The following is a 17,753-nucleotide window of genomic DNA, read 5'->3' as shown; positions in this document are numbered from 1 at the left end:
AGTCGAACATTGCCGTTGTGGCGAGGGAGCTTGCTCCCGCTGGGGCGCGAAGCGGCCCTGTTTTTAGGGGGGCTGCTGCGCAGCCCAGCGGGAGCAAGCTCCCTCGCCACGGGATTTGCATTTACCTAAGGTAGACGTTTTGAGGCTGAAGATTTCTGCCCCCAGGTCGATACAGACCTCAAGACAGGAGAACCTTCCCATGCGATTCGTGCTTTTAGTTGCCCTGGCCCTGAGCGTCACGGGCTGTACCCGTTGGTCGATGAACCATCACATGAACCTGGCCTACAAGGCCTATGACCGTGGCAATTGCGAGCAAGTGATGCTCGAATTGTCCCAGGTCGACCGCGCCAGCCGTGCCCGTCGATATATGCAGCCGGAAGTCTCGATGCTGCGTGGCCAGTGCCTGGAGCGCCAGAAACTGTTCATCGATGCGGCGCAGACCTACCAGTTCATCATTACCCAGTACCCTAACAGCGAATACGCCTTCCGCGCCCGCGCCCGCCTGGAAACGTTGCAGAGCCTGGGCCACTACCCGACCCGCAGCGCCGCGACGGTCCGTCCCGCCGCTTCCTGACCGGCGTCCGGCAAAATGGCCAGGAACGATTCCTGGCCGCAACTGCCTATCCCTGAAAGATGAAAGGTTCTGACAAGGGCTGGCCGTCGTCGAACCCTCGGCTATATTTGTACAAGTCGTATTAGAGCTTATTCTCTAAATTTAAGAGGCACCTGTGACCGGCAGCGGTAAAGCCGAGACGCGCCTGAGCGTCTGGCACCGGGATCGGGGAGAGCGAGTGCAAATGTGCTCGTTCCGAAGCATTCGGTCGCTCCTGTCTGGGGGCGTTCAAAAAGCGATACAGGACATGTACAAAAAACGGCGAATCGAACGGCAACATCTGCCGTGTTTCCTCAAGGTCTTCAATGGTATCAACGGCAAGCCCATGGGGTTTCTGGGCAATGTGTCGGCCGATGGGCTCATGCTGATCAGCTCGTTGCCATTGATGGTGGGTGCAGATTTTGACCTGTTGTTGAAGACTCCGACCGAGGAGGGGCCGCAGCAGGACATCGTGTTACGGGCCAGTTGCCTGTGGTGCCATGAAGACGTCACGCCGCAACATTTCGACGCCGGCTTCAGCCTGCAATGGGCGCCGCCGGAGTACGGGCAATTGGTGAGCGCCTTACAGCAGTATTTCAGTTTTCATTCGTTGCCGGCGTCGGCTTGATTCATATCCATGCCAGCGATGGAACGGTCATGGATTTTGGTGCTCGCCGCCGAACCCTTGTGGGAGCGAGCCTGCTCGCGAGGCGGCGGCACATTTGGCATCGATGCAAGCTGATCCACCCCTATCGCGAGCAAGCTCGCTCCCACAGTGGATTGGGGCAGCCATGGATTGTTGTTCGCCGCCGAACCCTTGTGGGAGCGAGCTTGCTCGCGATGGCGGCGGTACATTAGCATCGATGCAAGCTGATCCACAGCCATCGTCGGATCGCCGCCCGGAGCAGCCTCGCTCCCACAGGTTTGTCATCGTTCTCCAGTTCTGTGGTCAGCGCTGAACCTTCGCTTCGTTATCCAGCATCCGCTCCAGCAACAACACGCCCATCTCGCCCATCTGGTGGATCGCCAGGGCCAGGTTGCGCGGGGCGCCTTCCAGGTCTTCGGACAGATCCAGGATCAGCGTGCTCACCGAGCAGAAGGTTTCGTAGGTGTGGGCGAGCATGCCTTCGGGGTCGGCGTCGGGCGCGACGATGAAGTAGTCCAGGTGTTTCTCGGGTTTCTTTTCGGGTTGGTCGTGGTTGGGCTTGAGGTAGTAGTCCAGGGCGCGCTGGGCGGCTTCATCGAGCTTTTCGGGAGAGAGCGTTTCGTGGGGGGACTGCGGGTCGGTATGGGGTGGATTCGGGGTTGGTTTGATCATGATTCGTTATCCATTGATTGGGCTGCCACCGGCTCGCGACTAAACGAGGGGTGGCGGCTGAACGCAGGTTAGTCGACCGGGAGGATAACGAAAGAACCGGCGCGCCCGAGGGCGCCCTGCGCACAGCCACCATAAAGTACGGGGATAGGGGGACCCGCCAAGGTGATGCTCGTGCACTTCGTTAAACCTCCCGGGCGACTAAACCCGATCGCTGGAAATCAGCGACGCGAATCAAGTTACGGGGCAAGGCCGAGGTGCACAAGTCGGCGGATTCTGGCGGATCTGTAGTCCGTTACGCAAGGCGCAGTAGTTACACGGAGCTTTCTTACAGAACCGGTCTAAGCCGTCCCGGCTTTCTTCCAGGCCAGGTATTGGCTCACCAGGTGCGCTCCCAATTCACCGGGCCGCGAATCCAGGGCCGGGATGGCATGGGCGGCCAGTTGCTGGTGCAATTGGGCGCGTGCGTTCATGTAGTCCACGGTCCCGCAATAGGCCAGGGCATCGGGCAAGGTTTGCACCGGCACCTGGCGCAAGCGGTCGAGGGCCTCTTCGCGCAGGCTGGCGACCAGCACGCGGTGCTGTTGCCCCAGGCGCTTGACGGCGGCCAGCAGATCTTCGTCGTCCTCGTCCCGCAGGTTAGTCACCAGCACCACCAGCGCCCGGCGTTTTTGTCGGGCCAGCAGTTGGGTCACGGCCGCCTGGTAGTCGGCCGGACGTTGGCTGCTGTCGAGGTCGTATACGGCGTTGAGCAGGACGTTGAGCTGGCCCGGGCCCTTGACCGGCGCGAGGTAGCGGCTCTGCTCGCCGGCGAAAGTGCTCAGGCCTACCGCATCGCCCTGGCGCAGCGCGGTGTAGCTGAGCAGCAGACAGGCGTTGAGCGCGTGGTCGAAGTGCGACAGCTCACCGTCCTGGCTGCGCATGCGCCGCCCGCAATCGAGCATGAAGATGATCTGCTGGTCGCGCTCGTCTTCGTACTCCCGGGCAATCGGTGTGCGGTGGCGGGCGGTGGCTTTCCAGTCGATCTGGCGCAGGCTGTCGCCCTCGCGGAACTCGCGCAATTGATGAAATTCCTGTCCCTGGCCCCGTCGTTGGCGCTGACGGATGCCGAGCTGACTGAGCCAGTTGTCCACCGCCAGCAATTGCCCTTCGTAGAGCCGGGCGAAGTCCGGGTAGACGCGGGTGTCGTCGCAGGCGTCCAGCAGGCGCTTGTCGGTCCACAGGTCCAACGGGCTGGGCAGGCTGATCTGGCACTGGCTGAAGCTGAAATGCCCACGCTTGAGCGGGCGCAGGCGGTAGCCGAGCTGGCTGTGTTGGCTCGGTTGCAGTTCGACGGTCAGGGGAAGATTTTCGAAGTCCAGGCCGTCCGGGACGTGGTCGAAAATCTGCACCTGTAGCGGCCGGTTGAAAGCATGGGCAATTTCCAGCCGGACCTCGCCCCATCGACCCAGCGCCAGGTTGCCGGGCAGTTGCCGTTGCACAGCGGGAGAGGGCAGGCGCTTGAGGCGCACTGCATCGAGTACGGCCAGGACCAGCAGGGCGAGCATCAAGCCCCAGTTGATCGACAACAGCGTCGATGGCACCGCCACGTCCAGCGCTCGCAACGCGCCCAGCAGCACACTCACCGCCAGCAGGACCGCGAGCCAGATCAGCAGCAGGCGCGAGGGTTTCATGGGTGTTTTTCCGTGGTGGTCGCATTTATTGTGGCGAGGGGATTTATCCCCGCTGGCCGCGCAGCGGCCCCTTGCGGTGTGTCGGGTAAACCCAGGGGGCTGCTGCGCAGCCCAGCGGGAGCAAGCTCCCTCGCCACAGCAATTGTGCCTGTCACAACAGCCATTTCTGCCACAGAGGCAGTGCTTGCCACAGAGGCCATTTTTGCTACAGAAACTGTGTCAGGCACGATCATTGTGGCGAGGGAGCTTGCTCCCGCTGGGCTGCGAAGCAGACCCCTGGCTATGTCAGACACACCGCAAGAGGCCGCTGCGCGTCCAGCGGGAGCAAGCTCCCTCGCCACGGTAGATGGTGTCAGCCGAACGTCCGTCATCACAACCGCGGCGCCGGCACTTGGTCGAGCAACTGCCCCAGCACCTGGTCCACCGACAACCCTTCGATGTCCAGTTCCGGCGCCAGTCGTACCCGGTGACGCAGCACGGCCAGGGCGCAGCCCTTGATGTCGTCCGGCACGACGAACTCGCCGCCGCGCAACAGCGCCCGCGCCCGAGCGCAACGGACCAGGGCAATCGAGGCACGCGGCCCGGCGCCGAGGGTCAGGCCCGGCCAGCTGCGGGTGGTGCGCGCCAGGCGCACGGCGTAGTCGAGCACCTGGTCGTCCATCGGCAGGTCGCTGGCGATGCGTTGCAGCGCCTGCACGTCCTTGGCCTGCAACACCGTGCGCAGCGGCTGCACGTCGAGCATGTCGGCGCGGGTCGAGCGGCTGACCTGGCGCACCATGTTCAATTCCTGGTCGGCGTCCGGGTAGTCCATGCGCACCTTGAGCATGAAACGGTCGAGCTCGGCCTCGGGCAGCGGGTAGGTGCCTTCCTGTTCGATCGGGTTCTGGGTCGCCAGCACCATGAACGGCTGGCCGATGGGCAAGGCGCGGCCTTCGAGGGTGACCTGGCGCTCCTGCATGGCTTCGAGCAGCGCGGCCTGGGTCTTGGCCGGTGCGCGGTTGATCTCGTCGGCCAGCAACAGGTTGGTGAACACCGGCCCTTTGCGCAGCTTGAATTGCTCGGTCTGCAAGTCGTACACCGCGTGCCCGGTGACATCGCTGGGCATCAGGTCGGGGGTGAACTGGATACGCGCGAACTCGCCGCCGAAACAGCGCGCCAGGGCCCGCACCAGCAACGTCTTGCCCAGGCCCGGAACGCCTTCGAGCAGCACATGACCGCCGGCAATCAGCGCGGTCAGCACATCGTCGATCACCGCCGCCTGGCCGACCAGCGCCTTGTGCAGCTCGCCGCGAATCGCCTGGGCCAGCTGACTGGCGCGCTGGCGCTGTTGGGCGGCGTGGGCCTGGCCGTCGACAGGTTCGTTCTGTTCAGTCATAGGTTCTGGCGCTCTCGTACATAACTGTTCACTCCCAATATCCTATAAAACATCCGCGCAGCATGATTTTTGTGAAGGATGTCCATGTCGGGCGCCCGTCAGCCCATTTGAAAATGCAGGTTCGCAAAGATCAACCCGGCGAAGCGGGCGGGCAAGCCCGCTTCCACCGTGCGAGACCTGGGGGTTTTACTGACCACTATCCCCGCTTCGATCAAGCGGCTCAGTTCTTCCGTTGCAAGCCGGTCCTTCAAGCCGGTGAACACTTTGAACTCGGCACGTGGCATCGCACCCTGGGTCAGAAGCGCCAACACGGCGCCTGCACTGGTGGGTCTGATGCCGGCACGGCGAAGATCAGGATCCGTCGCGAACACATGAATAACCTGTTCACGTAACCTGGCTGGGTTCAGCGAAGTTGTCATGTAATCAATCTGGTCGAGGCAAACGTCGAGCATGAACTCGATAAAGTTGAAGTAATGACGCTGTGAGAGTTGGCCGCGCCCGTCATGGTCACCTTCGCGAGGGCGATCAGCTAAAGCGAGGAAGCGATAGTACTCGTCCTGCCTACGCGCCAAGCCCCGAGACAGCGACCAGAGAAAAGGTTTCAGCCCCAGGTGAATAAGTTGCAGGTGAGTCAGCATCCGAGTCACCCGGCCATTGCCATCGAGGAAAGGGTGAACGAGCGCCACACGGTGGTGACTTGCCAGGGTGGCGATGAGCTGACGTCGTGGATCCTTGATTCGTCCCAAGTGCAGCTGAATATGCTCAAGCATGGGTAGCACAGCGGCAGCAGCTGGAGCGACATGCGCACCCACCTGGACTTGTTCATCCTCTTGGGCCCGCAATCTGCCCGGTTCCATCAAGCGACCATCGCTCAGGGTAAGGTCCTTTCTGGAAGCGTCCTTGAAAAGTCGACGATGAATAGTCGCAATCAGCTTGGGATCGAACATGGCAGAGAAGCTCTCCGCTGGTCGCATGCGAAGCATCCGTTCCATTACCTCCTGTTGCGTCATGTGCTGCACGGCAAGCTCTTTGAGCTCCTTTCTTTCCCGTTTCGGTGTCGTGCGGGCAGCCTGGAGGTCAGCGATCTCGGTTCGATGCCCTTCGATCAGATTCGAGTAATAGGTGTTGGTGATGCGCAGCAGACCCGCCAATTGCTTCGATGTCTCATCGGCGAGCCGTCCTGCGAGAAATTCTGCCTTGCGCGGCAGTTGATCTGCGGCCCGAATGATCGAGTCGGGCAGATTTTCTGGCAGTACTGGGTCGAGGTAGGTTTTTGAGGTAATCATCGTTTTGCTTCCAGAACACAAACGGCCATCTGCTCGGCGAAGTATGCGGATATTTTTGCGGAAAGTTAAATGGCCGATTACGCCCGTGATTGCTGGGCTTCATGCGTAACCTACGATAGTTTATCTACAATTTTTTTGCGGATTTTTTTGCAGAGTTCACTTACGTCTCGATGTGGCATGCCTTTTCATAGTCTCCCAGTGAAAACGTCTCCCAAAGGACCGATTTTCTGAGTCGATCGGTGTAATGCATGTTGAAACTACCCGAAACCTGGCAGCCGTTCATAAGGCGTTCCTGAGAGTTTGCAAATGGGCGACCTGGCGGCAGAACTCGGCGCTGGACATGCGCTGTTTCGGCCGGGGGCTCAAGGCTTGGCTGATGGCTCGTGTGGGTTGGCGGGTCAGGCGCGCGAGCACCTGCCATTGTTCGGCGACGGCCAGTTTTTCAAAACCCGGATGAAGATGCCGGGCTCGACGCAGTACGTCTTGCTGCAAGGCGTGCAACAGATGCTCTCGGCCGTTGTGCCGCAGGTGGAAACCGGCGCTGGCCTGCAAATGTTCCTCCAGCTGGCGCCGCGCCTTGGGCGCGGGTTGTTGCACGGGGCCATCGCGCACCGCCGAACGCCAGAACCACAGGGCGACCAGGGCCGCCAGGGCTACCAACGCCTGGGGGAAATAGCGCAGCAGCAGGGTCAGCAGGTTATCGTGATCGATGTTGAACAGCAGCGTGACGTCGGTATCGGCGCTCAGGTACCAGAGCAGCCAGGCGTTGTCGTATTGATCGATCTGCTCGTTCTTCCACAACTCGGCGTCGGTGATCACGGTGATCGAGCCCAGGCCCAGGTTCAGTTGCATCATGTGCGTCGACAGGGCGCTGTTGGCCCAGGCCTGGGCCAGGTTGTGCGGGTCTTCGAGGTGGAAGTCGGTGTCGAAGGACGCATACGCCGGTGCCTCTTCGTCTTCCAGGTACAACTTGGTCAGCTCGGGGTAAGGCTCCTTGATCAGTTCCGGCTCTGGCTCCTTGAGGTCCTCGCTCAGCAACTGGCGCAGGCGCACGCGGTCCAGCAGCAGGTCGCCGCTGCTGCCGGTTTTGTCATCCCACAAGGCTTCGGCCACGAAGACCAGGCGTCCGCCGGCCCGGGTCCAGTTCAGTAACTGATCGACTTCCCGAGGCGTCATGTCGCTGCGTTCCCCCAGCAGCAACAAGCTGTGCTGGCGCGGCTCCAGGGTCGGGAGCACGTTCAGGCTGTTGGCGTGCTCGACATTGATGCCCTGCTGGCGCAGGAAATATTCGGCTGCAAGATAGGGATTGGCCTGGGCTTGTGGCGAGGGGCCGTGATCGACGGTTTCCTGGTACGGCACGGCTTTGGAATAAAGATAAGCGGCGAATGCGCCCACCAGCGCGACGATCACCGCCGCGACCACCAGCCCGGCACGCCGACTCATGGGGACACCTGCGGACCGAACAGCCCGCGCCAGGCATCGCACAGTTCCTGTTGCAGATGGGGCGGCGGAGCCCGATGCCCATAAGCGATGTCTTGCCAATGCCGGGTCAGGCTGGCGCTGAACCCCAGCAGGTCATCCTGCTGAAGCTGTTCAATGCGTTGCAGTACCTGGCCTTCGGTGTCGGACGCTTTCAGCGCAAGCTTGAAGTCATAGTGCAAACGGCTGAGCAGCGCCCGGTACAACAGGCCCAGCGCTTCCCGTGGATTCGCGGCCCATAGCTGCTCGACACGGGTTGCGACGTCCACCGGCAGGCTTTCTTCGCGGATATCCAGGCCAAACATCTGCACCGGTGCCGGTCGATCCGCAGGCAGCGGCCGTTTCGTCGGCTGGCGGTTCACCAGGCCGTTGAGCCGTTCGCGATAACGCCAGGCCAGCCAGACGATCGCGCTCACCAGACAGGCCCAGAGCACTACCTGGATCAGCGTCGCGGCGACGTCGAAGCGTTGGCTGCCCAGCCATTTGAAAAAGGCCTTGAGCCAGCCGAGGTCAGTGCTGCTCTCGGGGGCTTCGGCGGTTTCGGACGATTCTTCGCCGAAACGATACCGGGTGACGGTTTGCGGGTTCTTGAACGGCGGGGCATTCAGGACGGCTTCGATGCTGTCCCGCGAGGCCTGGCTGGTGAGCGGTTGGTTGAGCATGCGCGGGCTGTCGGGGCCGCTGTCGTTCTCATCGGCCCAGGCTTGGGGCGCCAACGGCAGCAGGCTCAGCGCCACCAGCATCAGCATGGGGGCGACGCTGCTCAAGCGCTGACGCAAGCGGCGGAACACCAGCTCGATGTCCCAGGCTTCGAGGATCGTGCGCCGGTTCAGGTAGAGGCTGAAGCCGCAGGCGACATAGATCGGTTCCCAGACGATCAACAGCAGCGGGTAGAGAAAGTTGATCAGGTGTTCGAACCACAGCCAGTCGTACTCAGCTGCCGCGATCAGCATCTGCCAGTCCCATTCCACTTCCACTTGTTGCGGCACGAACAGGTAGAACAGCGCCATCAGGCCGAACCACAGGGCGGTTTCCAGGTGCATGCCGATGATGGTCAGCCACTGCGCCGCACCGCGATTACGCTGCAGCAAGACCTGCAAGCGCTGCTGGCGTGCCTCGCCGGCCAGGCCTTCGAGTTGCACCACTGGCATCAGGAAACTGCGGCTCAGGCTGAACCGGCGCCAGGTCAGGCTGGCGAACAGCTGCGGCTTGAGCAGGGCCGGCCACTGTCGCAACGCCTGTCGCAAGGTCGGCGTCTCACCGAACAAAGCCTTGGACAGAATGTACAGCGGCAGGCGCTCGAAGGCCGGCTTCAACCACCAGAACAGAAAAACCACCAGCGACGGCGAATCCCACAGCAACAGGGCCAGCAACAGGTACACCGGCAGGGTGATGAGCGCCCAGCTGGTCATCAGCAACCGTCGATGCTGCTGGCTCATCAGCACGCCCAGGTCCATGGCTTCCCAGCTGGTGCGCGGGCGAATGACGACGGTGGCATCACTCAGGCGCATGGCGATCCCGTCCGGCAAGCGACAGATAGCTGATCACCAGTAGCCACAACAGCGCGCCAACGGTGTATTTGGTGGCGGGCTTGACGGCACTGGAGGACCAGTACGCTTCGATGAACGCGGCGATGAGCAGCAACAGCATCACGCCGCCGATGATCCGCACGCTTTTACTCGCGGCGATGCGCAACGCTTCGCCCCGGGTCAGGCGCCCCGGCGCGACCAAGGCCCAGCCCAGTTGCAGGCCGGCGGCGCCGGCCAGGGCGATGGCGGTGAGTTCGAAGGCGCCGTGGCCGATGACGAATGACCAGAACGTGCTGCCGGAGCCGATCTGAGTCAGGTGACCGGCCACCGCGCCGATGGTCAGGCCATTGAAGAACAGGAAGAACGCGCTGCCCAGGCCAAACAGCATGCCGCTGGCGAAGGTCTGAAAGGCAATGCCGATGTTGTGCATGATGTAGTAGCCGAACATGACCCAGTCTTCGCTGGCAGCCCGTTCGACGGAGCGCCCCAGGTGTCCGGACGCCGGGTCGTACATGCCGCGGATCTGGGCGACTTCATCGACGCCCAGCATGCTGTAGACCAGTTCCGGGAACAGGTAGACCAGGACCCCGGTGATCGCCAGGCTGCCGAGGAACATCAGGCTGGCGGCCAGCACGAATCGCCATTGTTCACGCACCAGTTGCGGAAAACCGGCGAGGATGAACGCCGAAAGGCTCGACGATGGCCGGCTGCTGTCCCGGTAAAGTTGCTGGTGGCCGCGCAGCGCCAGTTGTTGCAGCGTGTCCACCAGCAAGCTGCTGTAGCCCCGGGCCTGGGCCAGGGCCAGGTGATGGCAGAGTCGCCGGTAGGCGGGAGGGAAATCGCTGCTCTGGGCCACGTTGCGGCTGCGCTCCAATTGGTCGAGCAGCCGGGACAGCTGGTCCCATTCCCCTTGGTGTCGGCTTTCGAAAAGGCTTTGTTTCATGTAGGCCCCAGCAAGCCGCGGGCGATGCCATTGAGTTCAGCCGCGGCTCGCGGGGCCTGGACCTTCAATGGTGCAGCAAGGATGGCCGCCAGTTCGTCGACCCGTTCCCGGGACAGTTCGGCCTGGCGTTCGGCGAACCCAAGCACGGCGCGTTGCTCGTTCAAGGCAAGGGCAAACGGCGCGCGTAGCGCCGGTGCCATGGGCAATGCGGGGCGTTTGACCGGTTGCTCCCGATAGACCACCAGCGTGCCGGCGGCCAGGTCGCCGAGGCGTTTGAAGGCCGGGTGTTGCAGGCAACTGATCGCGCCGAAGGTATAGCCGAAGGGCAGCATGTCGACGAAGCGCAACAGGTTGCGGATCAGCGAGGCCGACCAGCCGATGGGCCGGCCATCATCCTGCACCACGCGCAGGCCCATGATCTGTTTGCCCGGCGAGCGGCCCTGGTTCAGTACCTCGAACAGCACCATGTACCACCAGCTGATCACGAACAGCAGGATGGAGCCCAGGCCGAGGCCCAGTTCGCCGAAGAACGCCAGGATGAGAAAAAGCAGGCCCAGGACCAGGCCGCGGATGCCCAGGTCGATGGTGAAAGCGATGGCTCGGGGCATCAACCCCGCCGGGCGCAAGGGCAGGTCGATGCCTTCGGGCGTTTCAACCTGGTACCGCGTGTCCAGCGGCGCGGGCAGCGTCGCGTTCCTTTGCAGTGCTGGTGTCTCGAGCATGGGCAACCTGAGTGCTGGGGCCGGTTCGAAGAGTCTATGGGCTGCGATGCTAGCAGCCTTTGTGCAGGCAAACGATATGGCCGTGCAGGTCATTTCATGCATCAGCGATATACATGGATTTCTGTATTCACCCCAAATCCCTGTGGGAGCGAGCTTGCTCGCGATAGCGGTGTGTCAGGTTACGGTGATGTTGAATGTACCGCCGTCATCGCGAGCGGGCTCGCTCCCACAGGGGGGCTGTGGGGTTTATGGATTCTGTTTTCACCTCAGATTTTTTGTGGAGGCAGGGATATCAAAAGTTACACCGCCGCTGGCCCTGGGCGGGTTCGAGCGCCTAGACTTCGCCAGTCTCAAGTTCAGGAACAGCCCGTGACTTCTATCTTCTGGTACGACTACGAAACCACCGGGATCAACCCGCGTTGCGACCGGCCCTTGCAGGTGGCGGGGATTCGTACCGATTTTGCGCTCAATGAAATCGACGAACCGGTGAATCTCTACTGCCGGCCCAGCGATGACATCCTGCCTCATCCGGCGGCTTGCGCGATCACCGGGATTACCCCGGCGTGCCTGGCGGAAAAGGGTTTGAGCGAAGCGGATTTCATGACTCGCGTGCATGCGCAACTGGCCGCGCCCGGCACCTGCGGCGCGGGCTACAACACCCTGCGTTTCGACGATGAGATGACACGTTACAGCCTGTATCGGAATTTCTTCGACCCCTACGCCCGCGAATGGCAGGGCGGTAACAGCCGTTGGGACCTGATCGATCTGGTACGCGCCGCCTATGCCCTGCGTCCCGACGGTATCGAATGGCCGCAGGAGGACGGGCGCGTCACCCTCAAGCTTGAACGGCTGACCGCCGCCAATGGCATCGATCACGGACAGGCCCACGATGCGTTGTCGGATGTGCGTGCGACCATCGCCCTGGCGCGCCTGATCCGCCAGAAGCAGCCGCGGCTCTACGACTGGCTCTTCCAGTTGCGCAGCAAACAGAAAGTCATGGATCAGATTCGCCTGTTGCAACCGATGGTGCATATCTCCGGGCGTTTCTCGGCGGCGCGCAACTTCGTCGGTGTGGTCCTGCCGCTGGCCTGGCACCCGAAGAACCGCAACGCGCTGATTGTCTGCGACCTGCACCTGGATCCGCAGGGCCTGCTGGAGCATGAGGCCGAGATCCTCCGCCAGCGTCTGTACACCCGTCGGGAGGAACTGCTCGACGGCGAGTTGCCGGTGCCGCTCAAACTCATTCATATCAATAAATGCCCGGTCATCGCGCCGCTGGCGGTGCTGCGTGCCGAGGATCAACAGCGGCTGCAACTGGACATGGAAGGCTACCGGCAACGGGTGGTGCGACTGACTGACGCACAGAATGTCTGGCAGGACAAACTTCAGGCTATTTATGGCCGCGAGGATTTCTCGGCCAATGAAGACCCCGAGCAACAGTTATACGCTGGGTTCATGGGCGATCGCGATCGGCGTTTATGTGAACAAGTGCGTATGGCAGATCCGGCGCAGTTGGCGCAAGAGCGTTGGCCGTTCGATGATGAGCGTTTGCCGGAACTATTGTTCCGCTATCGGGCACGTAACTTTGCCGATACGTTGAATCCAGAAGAGCAGGCACGCTGGAAAATGTTTTGCCGACAACGCCTGTCATCCCCGGAATGGGGCGCGCCTAATACCCTGGAAAGTTTTGACGCGGCGATGGCAGAGTGGATGGGGCTGGCGACGCCATTGCAGCAGCAAGTACTCGAGCAATGGCAGGGTTACAGCCAGCAATTGCGCAAACGTTTAAGCCTTTAGTCGCGATGAAGTGGAAAATCACAGGCACAAAAAACGCCAGACAATCTGGCGTTTTTTCATGTTTCGATGAAGCGGTGCGAACCGGCGAGCCTTAGCCCAGCAGGGTTGCCCAGCCTTCAACCACATCACCGCCCCACTTGGCTTTCCACTCTTTGAGAGTCTTGTGGTTGCCGCCTTTGGTTTCGATGACTTCACCGTTGTGCGGGTTCTTGTACTGCTTAACTTTGCGAGCGCGTTTGGTGCCAGTAGTTTTCACGGCGCCACGTGGGGCTTTGCTCGACTTGGCTTCTGGATCCAGCAGGGCAGCGATGTCACGCAGGGACTTCGAATACTCGCCCATCAGTGCGCGCAATTTGCCTTCGAATTCCAGTTCTTTTTGCAGTTTGTCGTCTTTGGACAGCTGTTCCAGGCGTTTTTGCAGTTCTTTGATGGCTTCTTCGGTGTTGCGGTATTCATTGATCAGGGACATGAGGACTACCTTATGTAGGACACGGGTGACAAGGAGACAGTGCGGCAATAGTAATCAGACAGTTTCATCAAGTAAACATTTAACCGGTGATTCAGTTAATTAATTAGTGGTGTGCCACAAAATGGCTATTGCATTTAAATAGCATGAGGGCGTTTCCAACATCCGTTTACACATGCAGCCCGTGCCGCGCGGCCTTGCCTGGGACGTGTTGGATGGACGCGAGGCGTCATCAATACTGCAGTTTTGCCGCGCAATGGCTAGAATGGCCGCCTTTGCGAAGTTCTGGAGTTCCCTAATGCGCACTTTTCGGCTGGTGATTTCTTGCCCGGACCGCGTCGGTATCGTTGCTAAAGTCAGTAACTTTCTGGCGTCCCATAACGGCTGGATCACTGAAGCAAGTCATCACTCGGACAATCAAAGCGGCTGGTTCTTCATGCGCCACGAGATTCGCGCCGACTCGCTGCCCTTTGGCCTCGAGGCTTTTCGCGAGGCGTTCGCCCCGATCGCCGAAGAGTTCTCGATGGACTGGCGCATCACCGATACCGAGCAGAAAAAGCGAGTCGTGCTGATGGCCAGCCGCGAGTCCCACTGCCTTGCCGACCTGTTGCACCGCTGGCACAGCGATGAACTCGATTGCGACATCGCCTGCGTGATTTCCAACCATGACGACTTGCGCAGTATGGTGGAGTGGCACGGCATTCCGTACTACCACGTCCCGGTCGATCCGCAGGACAAGCAACCGGCATTCGCCGAAGTCTCGCGGCTGGTCAAGCACCACGACGCCGAGGTGGTGGTGCTGGCCCGCTACATGCAAATCCTGCCGCCGGCCCTGTGCAGCGAATATGCTCACAAGGTAATTAACATCCATCACAGCTTCCTGCCGTCGTTCGTCGGTGCCAAGCCATACCACCAGGCTTCGATGCGCGGTGTGAAGCTGATCGGCGCGACCTGTCACTACGTGACCGAGGAGCTGGACGCCGGCCCGATCATCGAGCAGGACGTGGTGCGTGTCAGCCACAGCGACAGCATCGAAGACATGGTGCGGTTCGGCCGTGACGTGGAGAAGATGGTGCTGGCGCGGGGCTTGCGTTATCACCTGGAAGACCGGGTGCTGGTGCACGGCAACAAGACCGTGGTGTTCTGACTACACTGACAAGGGCCTGGACGAGCGATCGCCAGGCCCTTTTTCATGAGGCTCGCCATGACCGATCCACTGGACAAAGCCACTTCCAAGGCGCCGGCCACCCTGGGCGAAGGCTGCCTGAGCCGCTTCGACCCGGACGAACTGAGCCCGGAAGACGGCACTGAGTTTCCTGATGCTGCGCAGTTATGGGAACAGTTGCATCCCCAGGACAACCCCGAATAACCCCGCCAACTCCGGGAAATCACCAGTCCCTGTGGCGAGGGAGCTTGCTCCCGCTGGGCTGCGAAGCGGCCCCATTAAGTCTGCATGGGCCAGTCTGACACACCGAGGCGCCTGGTTTTGGGGCTGCTGCGCAGCCCAGCGGGAGCAAGCTCCCTCGCCACGGGTGGGGACGGGCCTGTGGTTTACCTCACGCCTGCCGCAACCGCATCAGCCTCTTGATCAGCGGTCGCCCGACCATCAGGAAGAACACCGGCCCGCCGGCCACGAGATAAAAGTAGTAGGTCACCGCCCGCCAGATCAGGATCGCCGCCGCGGCGGTGGATTTGCCGACCATGGGCGCCAGCAAGGCGGCCGAGGTCAGTTCGGCCGCTCCAGCGCCGCCCGGCAGCAGGCTGAACTGTCCGGCGCTGAGGGAGAGCATCTGGATCAGGAAACTCCAGGCCCATTGCAAATCCGCCCCAAGCCCTTTCAGCGCCAGGTACAACACGCTGTAGCGCAGCGCCCAATGCAAACAGGTCAGGCCAAACACCTGGAACAATGTCTGGCGCGGCAATTTCAAGGTGTCGGTGAACGCCGCGAGAAAATGCAGGATCTTGCGGGCCCAGCGCCGACGGGTAGTTGATTTGACGCGTAGACGGCACAGCAGCCGGGCGCCCAGCAGAATCAACCGGCGGTGATAGCGCGCCACGATCACGCAGCCGAGCAACCCGCCAAACATTGAAATCGCGCTCAATGCCAGCATCCATTCCATGCGCTGGCTGAGGTTCTGGAACAGCGCGTAGAACAGAATGCCAACCAAGGCACACAGGAAAAACAGCAAATCGCTCAACTGGTCCATGGCAAACACTGCGCTGCCATGGGCCGGGCGTACACCGTTGCGCGCCAGCAGCGCCATCAAGGTCAGCGGCCCGCCGCTGCCGCCGGGCGTTGCGCACATCGCGAATTCAGTGGACATCACCACGCCCATGCTCTTCAACCCGCCGATGCGCCCGCGATGTTCGCCCAGCAACAGGCGCAGGCGCACGGAGTTCAGGGCCCAGCAGAGGACTATCATGCCGAGCATGGTCAGCAGCAGCGGCATGGGAAAACGTTGCACCCGCGCCCACATTTCCCCGCCGCCCACCAGCAACGGCACCAGCAGCGCCGTGAGCAGGGCAGCGGCCAGCCAGAGTGCCCGCTTCATGCGGCGCTGCTGACCCGCAGGCCCTGGGTCGCCAGCCAACCGGCCTTGGTCATCGGCACGCGGCCATCGGCAAGCAGGCGCTTGAGGGTCTGCAGCCAGTAGTCCCGGGAAAACCCGTGGCGCATATCCACCGGGTGCAGGCCCAGGCGAATCACCGGGGCCTGGCGCCAGCGTTGCTCGCGCTGGTCGCTGAGGACTTTCGACAAGCCACGGCGCCAGGCGCTTCGGGCGCTCCAGACCAGGCCGGGAGCGTCGATGGGGGTAAAGTCCGGCAAGCGATACAAATGCTGGGTGTCACTGGTGTAGCTCAGCGGCAACTGACGCAAGGCCTGGCGCGTGCCTTCGCTCATCAACCAGGCCGGTGCGACGAAACCGTGCAGCGGCCATTGGTAGCGCTGGAACAGGTCGACACCGGCGCGCAGGCGGGCGAGGGCGTCGTCCTCGGACAACTGGTAGAACTCGCCTTCGTGGGTATAGACCCGGCGCATGAACCAATCCTTGGGGTGCAGGGCCGGGGGGCCGTCATCGCAATGGTAATAGCCGTGCAATACCAGTTCGTCACCGCGTTCGACCCGACTGTCGAGTAAACGGCGGAACCCTGGATGATTCTCCAGGGCGTTGGTGTGATGAAAATCCGGCACCACCAGCCAGGTCATCGGCACCTGACCGAGGGCATCGACGGCTTCGACAAAAGGCTGGTAGTCGGGCCAGGTCTGCGGCGCCACGTCGTGCAGCACCAGTAACACGCTGGGCGAGTGATTCATCGACACGGACCTCGCCTCAAGCATTGGCCAGCATCGGCATCTGCGCACCGAGCACGGCGTAGTAGTGCCCGAGCAGGCTGTTGACCACGGTGTCCCAGGCGTAGTGTTTTTCCACATGCCGTCGCGCCAGTGCCCCCCGGCGCTGGCAGCCTTCCGAGAACAGTTGCCGCACGGCGTTGGCCATGGCCTGTGGGTTGTTGGGCGCGCACAGCAAGCCGCAGTCTTCGTGGACGATCTCGGTGAACGCCCCGGCCGCCACCGCCACCACCGGAATGCCGCTGGCCATGGCTTCGAGGATCACCAGGCCGAACGTTTCCTGGTCCCCGGCGTGCAGCAATGCGTCAGCGCTGGCCATGAGCCGGGCGACTTGCGGCGCCGGGCAGAATTCATCGACCACCGTGACGTTATCCGGCACCAAGGCCGGCATCGAAGAGCCCACCAGCAACAAGTGATAACGCTCGCCCAGGCGCTTCATGCACTTGAGCAGCACCGGCAGGTTCTTTTCCTTGGAGCCGCGACCAGCGAACACCAGCAATCGCGTGTCCTCGGCGATCCCCAGTTCGGCTCGCAGCTCCGGGTCACGGGCCGCCGGGTTGAAGGTTTGCAGATCCACGCCCAGGGGCTGCACGTAGACATTCCTGACGCCCAGGCCGGTCAGTTTGTCGGCCATGACCTGGCTTGGGGCGAGGACGCGGTCGAAGTTACCGTACAACTTGCTGACGTACGCCTCGATATTGGGGGTGAACCAATTGCCCATGCGGTTGCTCACCAGCAGCGGCAGGTCGGAGTGGTAGAAGCCGATGACCGGTACGTCCAACTGGCGCCGGGCATCCAGCGCGGCCCAGGCAGTGAGGTAGGGATCGCCGACTTCGATCAGGTCCGGTTGCAGATCACGCAGGACATTTCGCCAAGGTGCCAGGCGCAGCGGGAAGCGATAACCCTTGCCGAACGGCAGTGCAGGGGCGGGGACCTTGTAGATCCCGTCATGTTCGCTCAGATGCGCGCCGGGAATCAGCAGGCTGTGGCGAATACCGGGCCGGTCGCCCAGGCGCCGGTGCTTGGCATCCAGGTAAGTGCGCACGCCGCCGCTGGCGGGGGCGTAGAACATGGTTATGTCCGCTATATGCACGATGAACATCCCTCCGGTCTGAGTTCTCCCTTTGTTGACCTTTATGAAGAATAGATGTTCGGTTGGGTTGTGGTGGGGTGGGGTGTAGTGGAGTGTTGCTTGATTTGACAGGGCCCTATCGCGAGCAAGCT

At 61.8% G+C, this 17,753-nt stretch carries 17 protein-coding genes; 5 read left to right on the top strand and 12 right to left on the bottom strand.

What is annotated here, in order from left to right:
• Positions 1 to 199 precede the first annotated feature (199 nt).
• Both ACLEJQ_RS18810 and ACLEJQ_RS18805 read left to right on the top strand, forming a co-directional pair.
• On the top strand, positions 200 to 574 hold the full coding sequence (locus ACLEJQ_RS18810) for a tetratricopeptide repeat protein (protein WP_440797337.1): 375 nt from the start codon (positions 200 to 202) through the stop codon (positions 572 to 574).
• Between the two features lie 286 nt (positions 575 to 860).
• Positions 861 to 1,220 (top strand): PilZ domain-containing protein, encoded by a 360-nt coding sequence (locus ACLEJQ_RS18805; RefSeq protein ID WP_440797335.1) that lies wholly within the window; start codon positions 861 to 863, stop codon positions 1,218 to 1,220.
• A 321-nt stretch (positions 1,221 to 1,541) separates the two neighbouring features.
• Here the strand turns inward: ACLEJQ_RS18805 and ACLEJQ_RS18800 are convergent, their stop codons facing one another.
• The 8 genes from ACLEJQ_RS18800 to ACLEJQ_RS18765 all read right to left on the bottom strand — a co-directional run bounded on the left by ACLEJQ_RS18800 (position 1,542) and on the right by ACLEJQ_RS18765 (position 10,914).
• Positions 1,542 to 1,910: a DUF6124 family protein gene (locus ACLEJQ_RS18800; protein WP_440797333.1), complete on the bottom strand. Its 369-nt coding sequence runs from the start codon at positions 1,908 to 1,910 to the stop codon at positions 1,542 to 1,544.
• A gap of 338 nt (positions 1,911 to 2,248) precedes the next feature.
• Positions 2,249 to 3,580, bottom strand: coding sequence for a DUF58 domain-containing protein (locus tag ACLEJQ_RS18795; RefSeq protein WP_440797331.1), 1,332 nt, complete (start codon positions 3,578 to 3,580; stop codon positions 2,249 to 2,251).
• Between the two features lie 370 nt (positions 3,581 to 3,950).
• Positions 3,951 to 4,955 carry an AAA family ATPase gene (locus ACLEJQ_RS18790; RefSeq protein ID WP_440797329.1) on the bottom strand — a complete coding sequence of 335 codons (1,005 nt, stop codon included), beginning with the start codon at positions 4,953 to 4,955 and terminating at the stop codon, positions 3,951 to 3,953.
• A gap of 98 nt (positions 4,956 to 5,053) precedes the next feature.
• Entirely contained in the window at positions 5,054 to 6,241 is a 1,188-nt protein-coding gene (locus ACLEJQ_RS18785) for a Fic family protein (protein WP_440797327.1), read from the bottom strand.
• 279 nt (positions 6,242 to 6,520) lie between these two features.
• Positions 6,521 to 7,684, bottom strand: a complete 1,164-nt coding sequence (locus tag ACLEJQ_RS18780; RefSeq protein ID WP_440797325.1) for a DUF4350 domain-containing protein — start codon at positions 7,682 to 7,684, stop codon at positions 6,521 to 6,523.
• Complete coding sequence (locus ACLEJQ_RS18775; protein WP_440797323.1) at positions 7,681 to 9,231, bottom strand: DUF4129 domain-containing protein; 1,551 nt, start codon at positions 9,229 to 9,231, stop codon at positions 7,681 to 7,683. Before ACLEJQ_RS18775 ends, ACLEJQ_RS18780 begins: the two co-directional genes overlap by 4 nt.
• Positions 9,218 to 10,192, bottom strand: coding sequence for a stage II sporulation protein M (locus ACLEJQ_RS18770; RefSeq protein ID WP_440797321.1), 975 nt, complete (start codon positions 10,190 to 10,192; stop codon positions 9,218 to 9,220). Before ACLEJQ_RS18770 ends, ACLEJQ_RS18775 begins: the two co-directional genes overlap by 14 nt.
• Positions 10,189 to 10,914 carry an RDD family protein gene (locus ACLEJQ_RS18765; RefSeq protein WP_440797319.1) on the bottom strand — a complete coding sequence of 242 codons (726 nt, stop codon included), beginning with the start codon at positions 10,912 to 10,914 and terminating at the stop codon, positions 10,189 to 10,191. The genes ACLEJQ_RS18770 and ACLEJQ_RS18765 overlap by 4 nt, the downstream gene beginning before the upstream one ends.
• Positions 10,915 to 11,283: 369 nt before the next feature.
• Between ACLEJQ_RS18765 and sbcB the strand changes: the two genes are divergently transcribed.
• Positions 11,284 to 12,711 carry an exodeoxyribonuclease I gene (sbcB, locus tag ACLEJQ_RS18760; protein ID WP_440797317.1) on the top strand — a complete coding sequence of 476 codons (1,428 nt, stop codon included), beginning with the start codon at positions 11,284 to 11,286 and terminating at the stop codon, positions 12,709 to 12,711.
• Between the two features lie 91 nt (positions 12,712 to 12,802).
• Here the strand turns inward: sbcB and mvaT are convergent, their stop codons facing one another.
• Positions 12,803 to 13,180, bottom strand: a complete 378-nt coding sequence (mvaT, locus tag ACLEJQ_RS18755; protein ID WP_440797315.1) for a histone-like nucleoid-structuring protein MvaT — start codon at positions 13,178 to 13,180, stop codon at positions 12,803 to 12,805.
• A 295-nt stretch (positions 13,181 to 13,475) separates the two neighbouring features.
• Between mvaT and purU the strand changes: the two genes are divergently transcribed.
• Together purU and ACLEJQ_RS18745 are read left to right on the top strand one after the other, a co-directional pair.
• Entirely contained in the window at positions 13,476 to 14,324 is an 849-nt protein-coding gene (purU, locus tag ACLEJQ_RS18750) for a formyltetrahydrofolate deformylase (protein WP_440797313.1), read from the top strand.
• Positions 14,325 to 14,381: 57 nt separating this feature from the next.
• Positions 14,382 to 14,546 (top strand): hypothetical protein, encoded by a 165-nt coding sequence (locus tag ACLEJQ_RS18745; RefSeq protein ID WP_245143057.1) that lies wholly within the window; start codon positions 14,382 to 14,384, stop codon positions 14,544 to 14,546.
• 187 nt (positions 14,547 to 14,733) lie between these two features.
• Here the strand turns inward: ACLEJQ_RS18745 and ACLEJQ_RS18740 are convergent, their stop codons facing one another.
• Genes ACLEJQ_RS18740 through ACLEJQ_RS18730 form a run of 3 tightly spaced genes read right to left on the bottom strand, consistent with a single transcriptional unit; the run spans position 14,734 to position 17,631 of the window.
• On the bottom strand, positions 14,734 to 15,729 hold the full coding sequence (locus ACLEJQ_RS18740; RefSeq protein WP_440797311.1) for a lysylphosphatidylglycerol synthase transmembrane domain-containing protein: 996 nt from the start codon (positions 15,727 to 15,729) through the stop codon (positions 14,734 to 14,736).
• Complete coding sequence (locus ACLEJQ_RS18735) at positions 15,726 to 16,493, bottom strand: DUF2334 domain-containing protein (RefSeq protein WP_440797309.1); 768 nt, start codon at positions 16,491 to 16,493, stop codon at positions 15,726 to 15,728. The genes ACLEJQ_RS18740 and ACLEJQ_RS18735 overlap by 4 nt, the downstream gene beginning before the upstream one ends.
• Positions 16,494 to 16,509: 16 nt before the next feature.
• Positions 16,510 to 17,631: a glycosyltransferase family 4 protein gene (locus ACLEJQ_RS18730; RefSeq protein WP_440797307.1), complete on the bottom strand. Its 1,122-nt coding sequence runs from the start codon at positions 17,629 to 17,631 to the stop codon at positions 16,510 to 16,512.
• Positions 17,632 to 17,753: the final 122 nt, after the last annotated feature.

This window comes from Pseudomonas sp. SMV71, assembly GCF_052042015.1.
In the GTDB taxonomy this organism is placed as follows: Bacteria; Pseudomonadota; Gammaproteobacteria; order Pseudomonadales; family Pseudomonadaceae; genus Aquipseudomonas.
The sequence above is the reverse complement of the archived record's forward strand: the minus strand, read 5'-3'. Positions and strand labels throughout refer to the sequence as shown.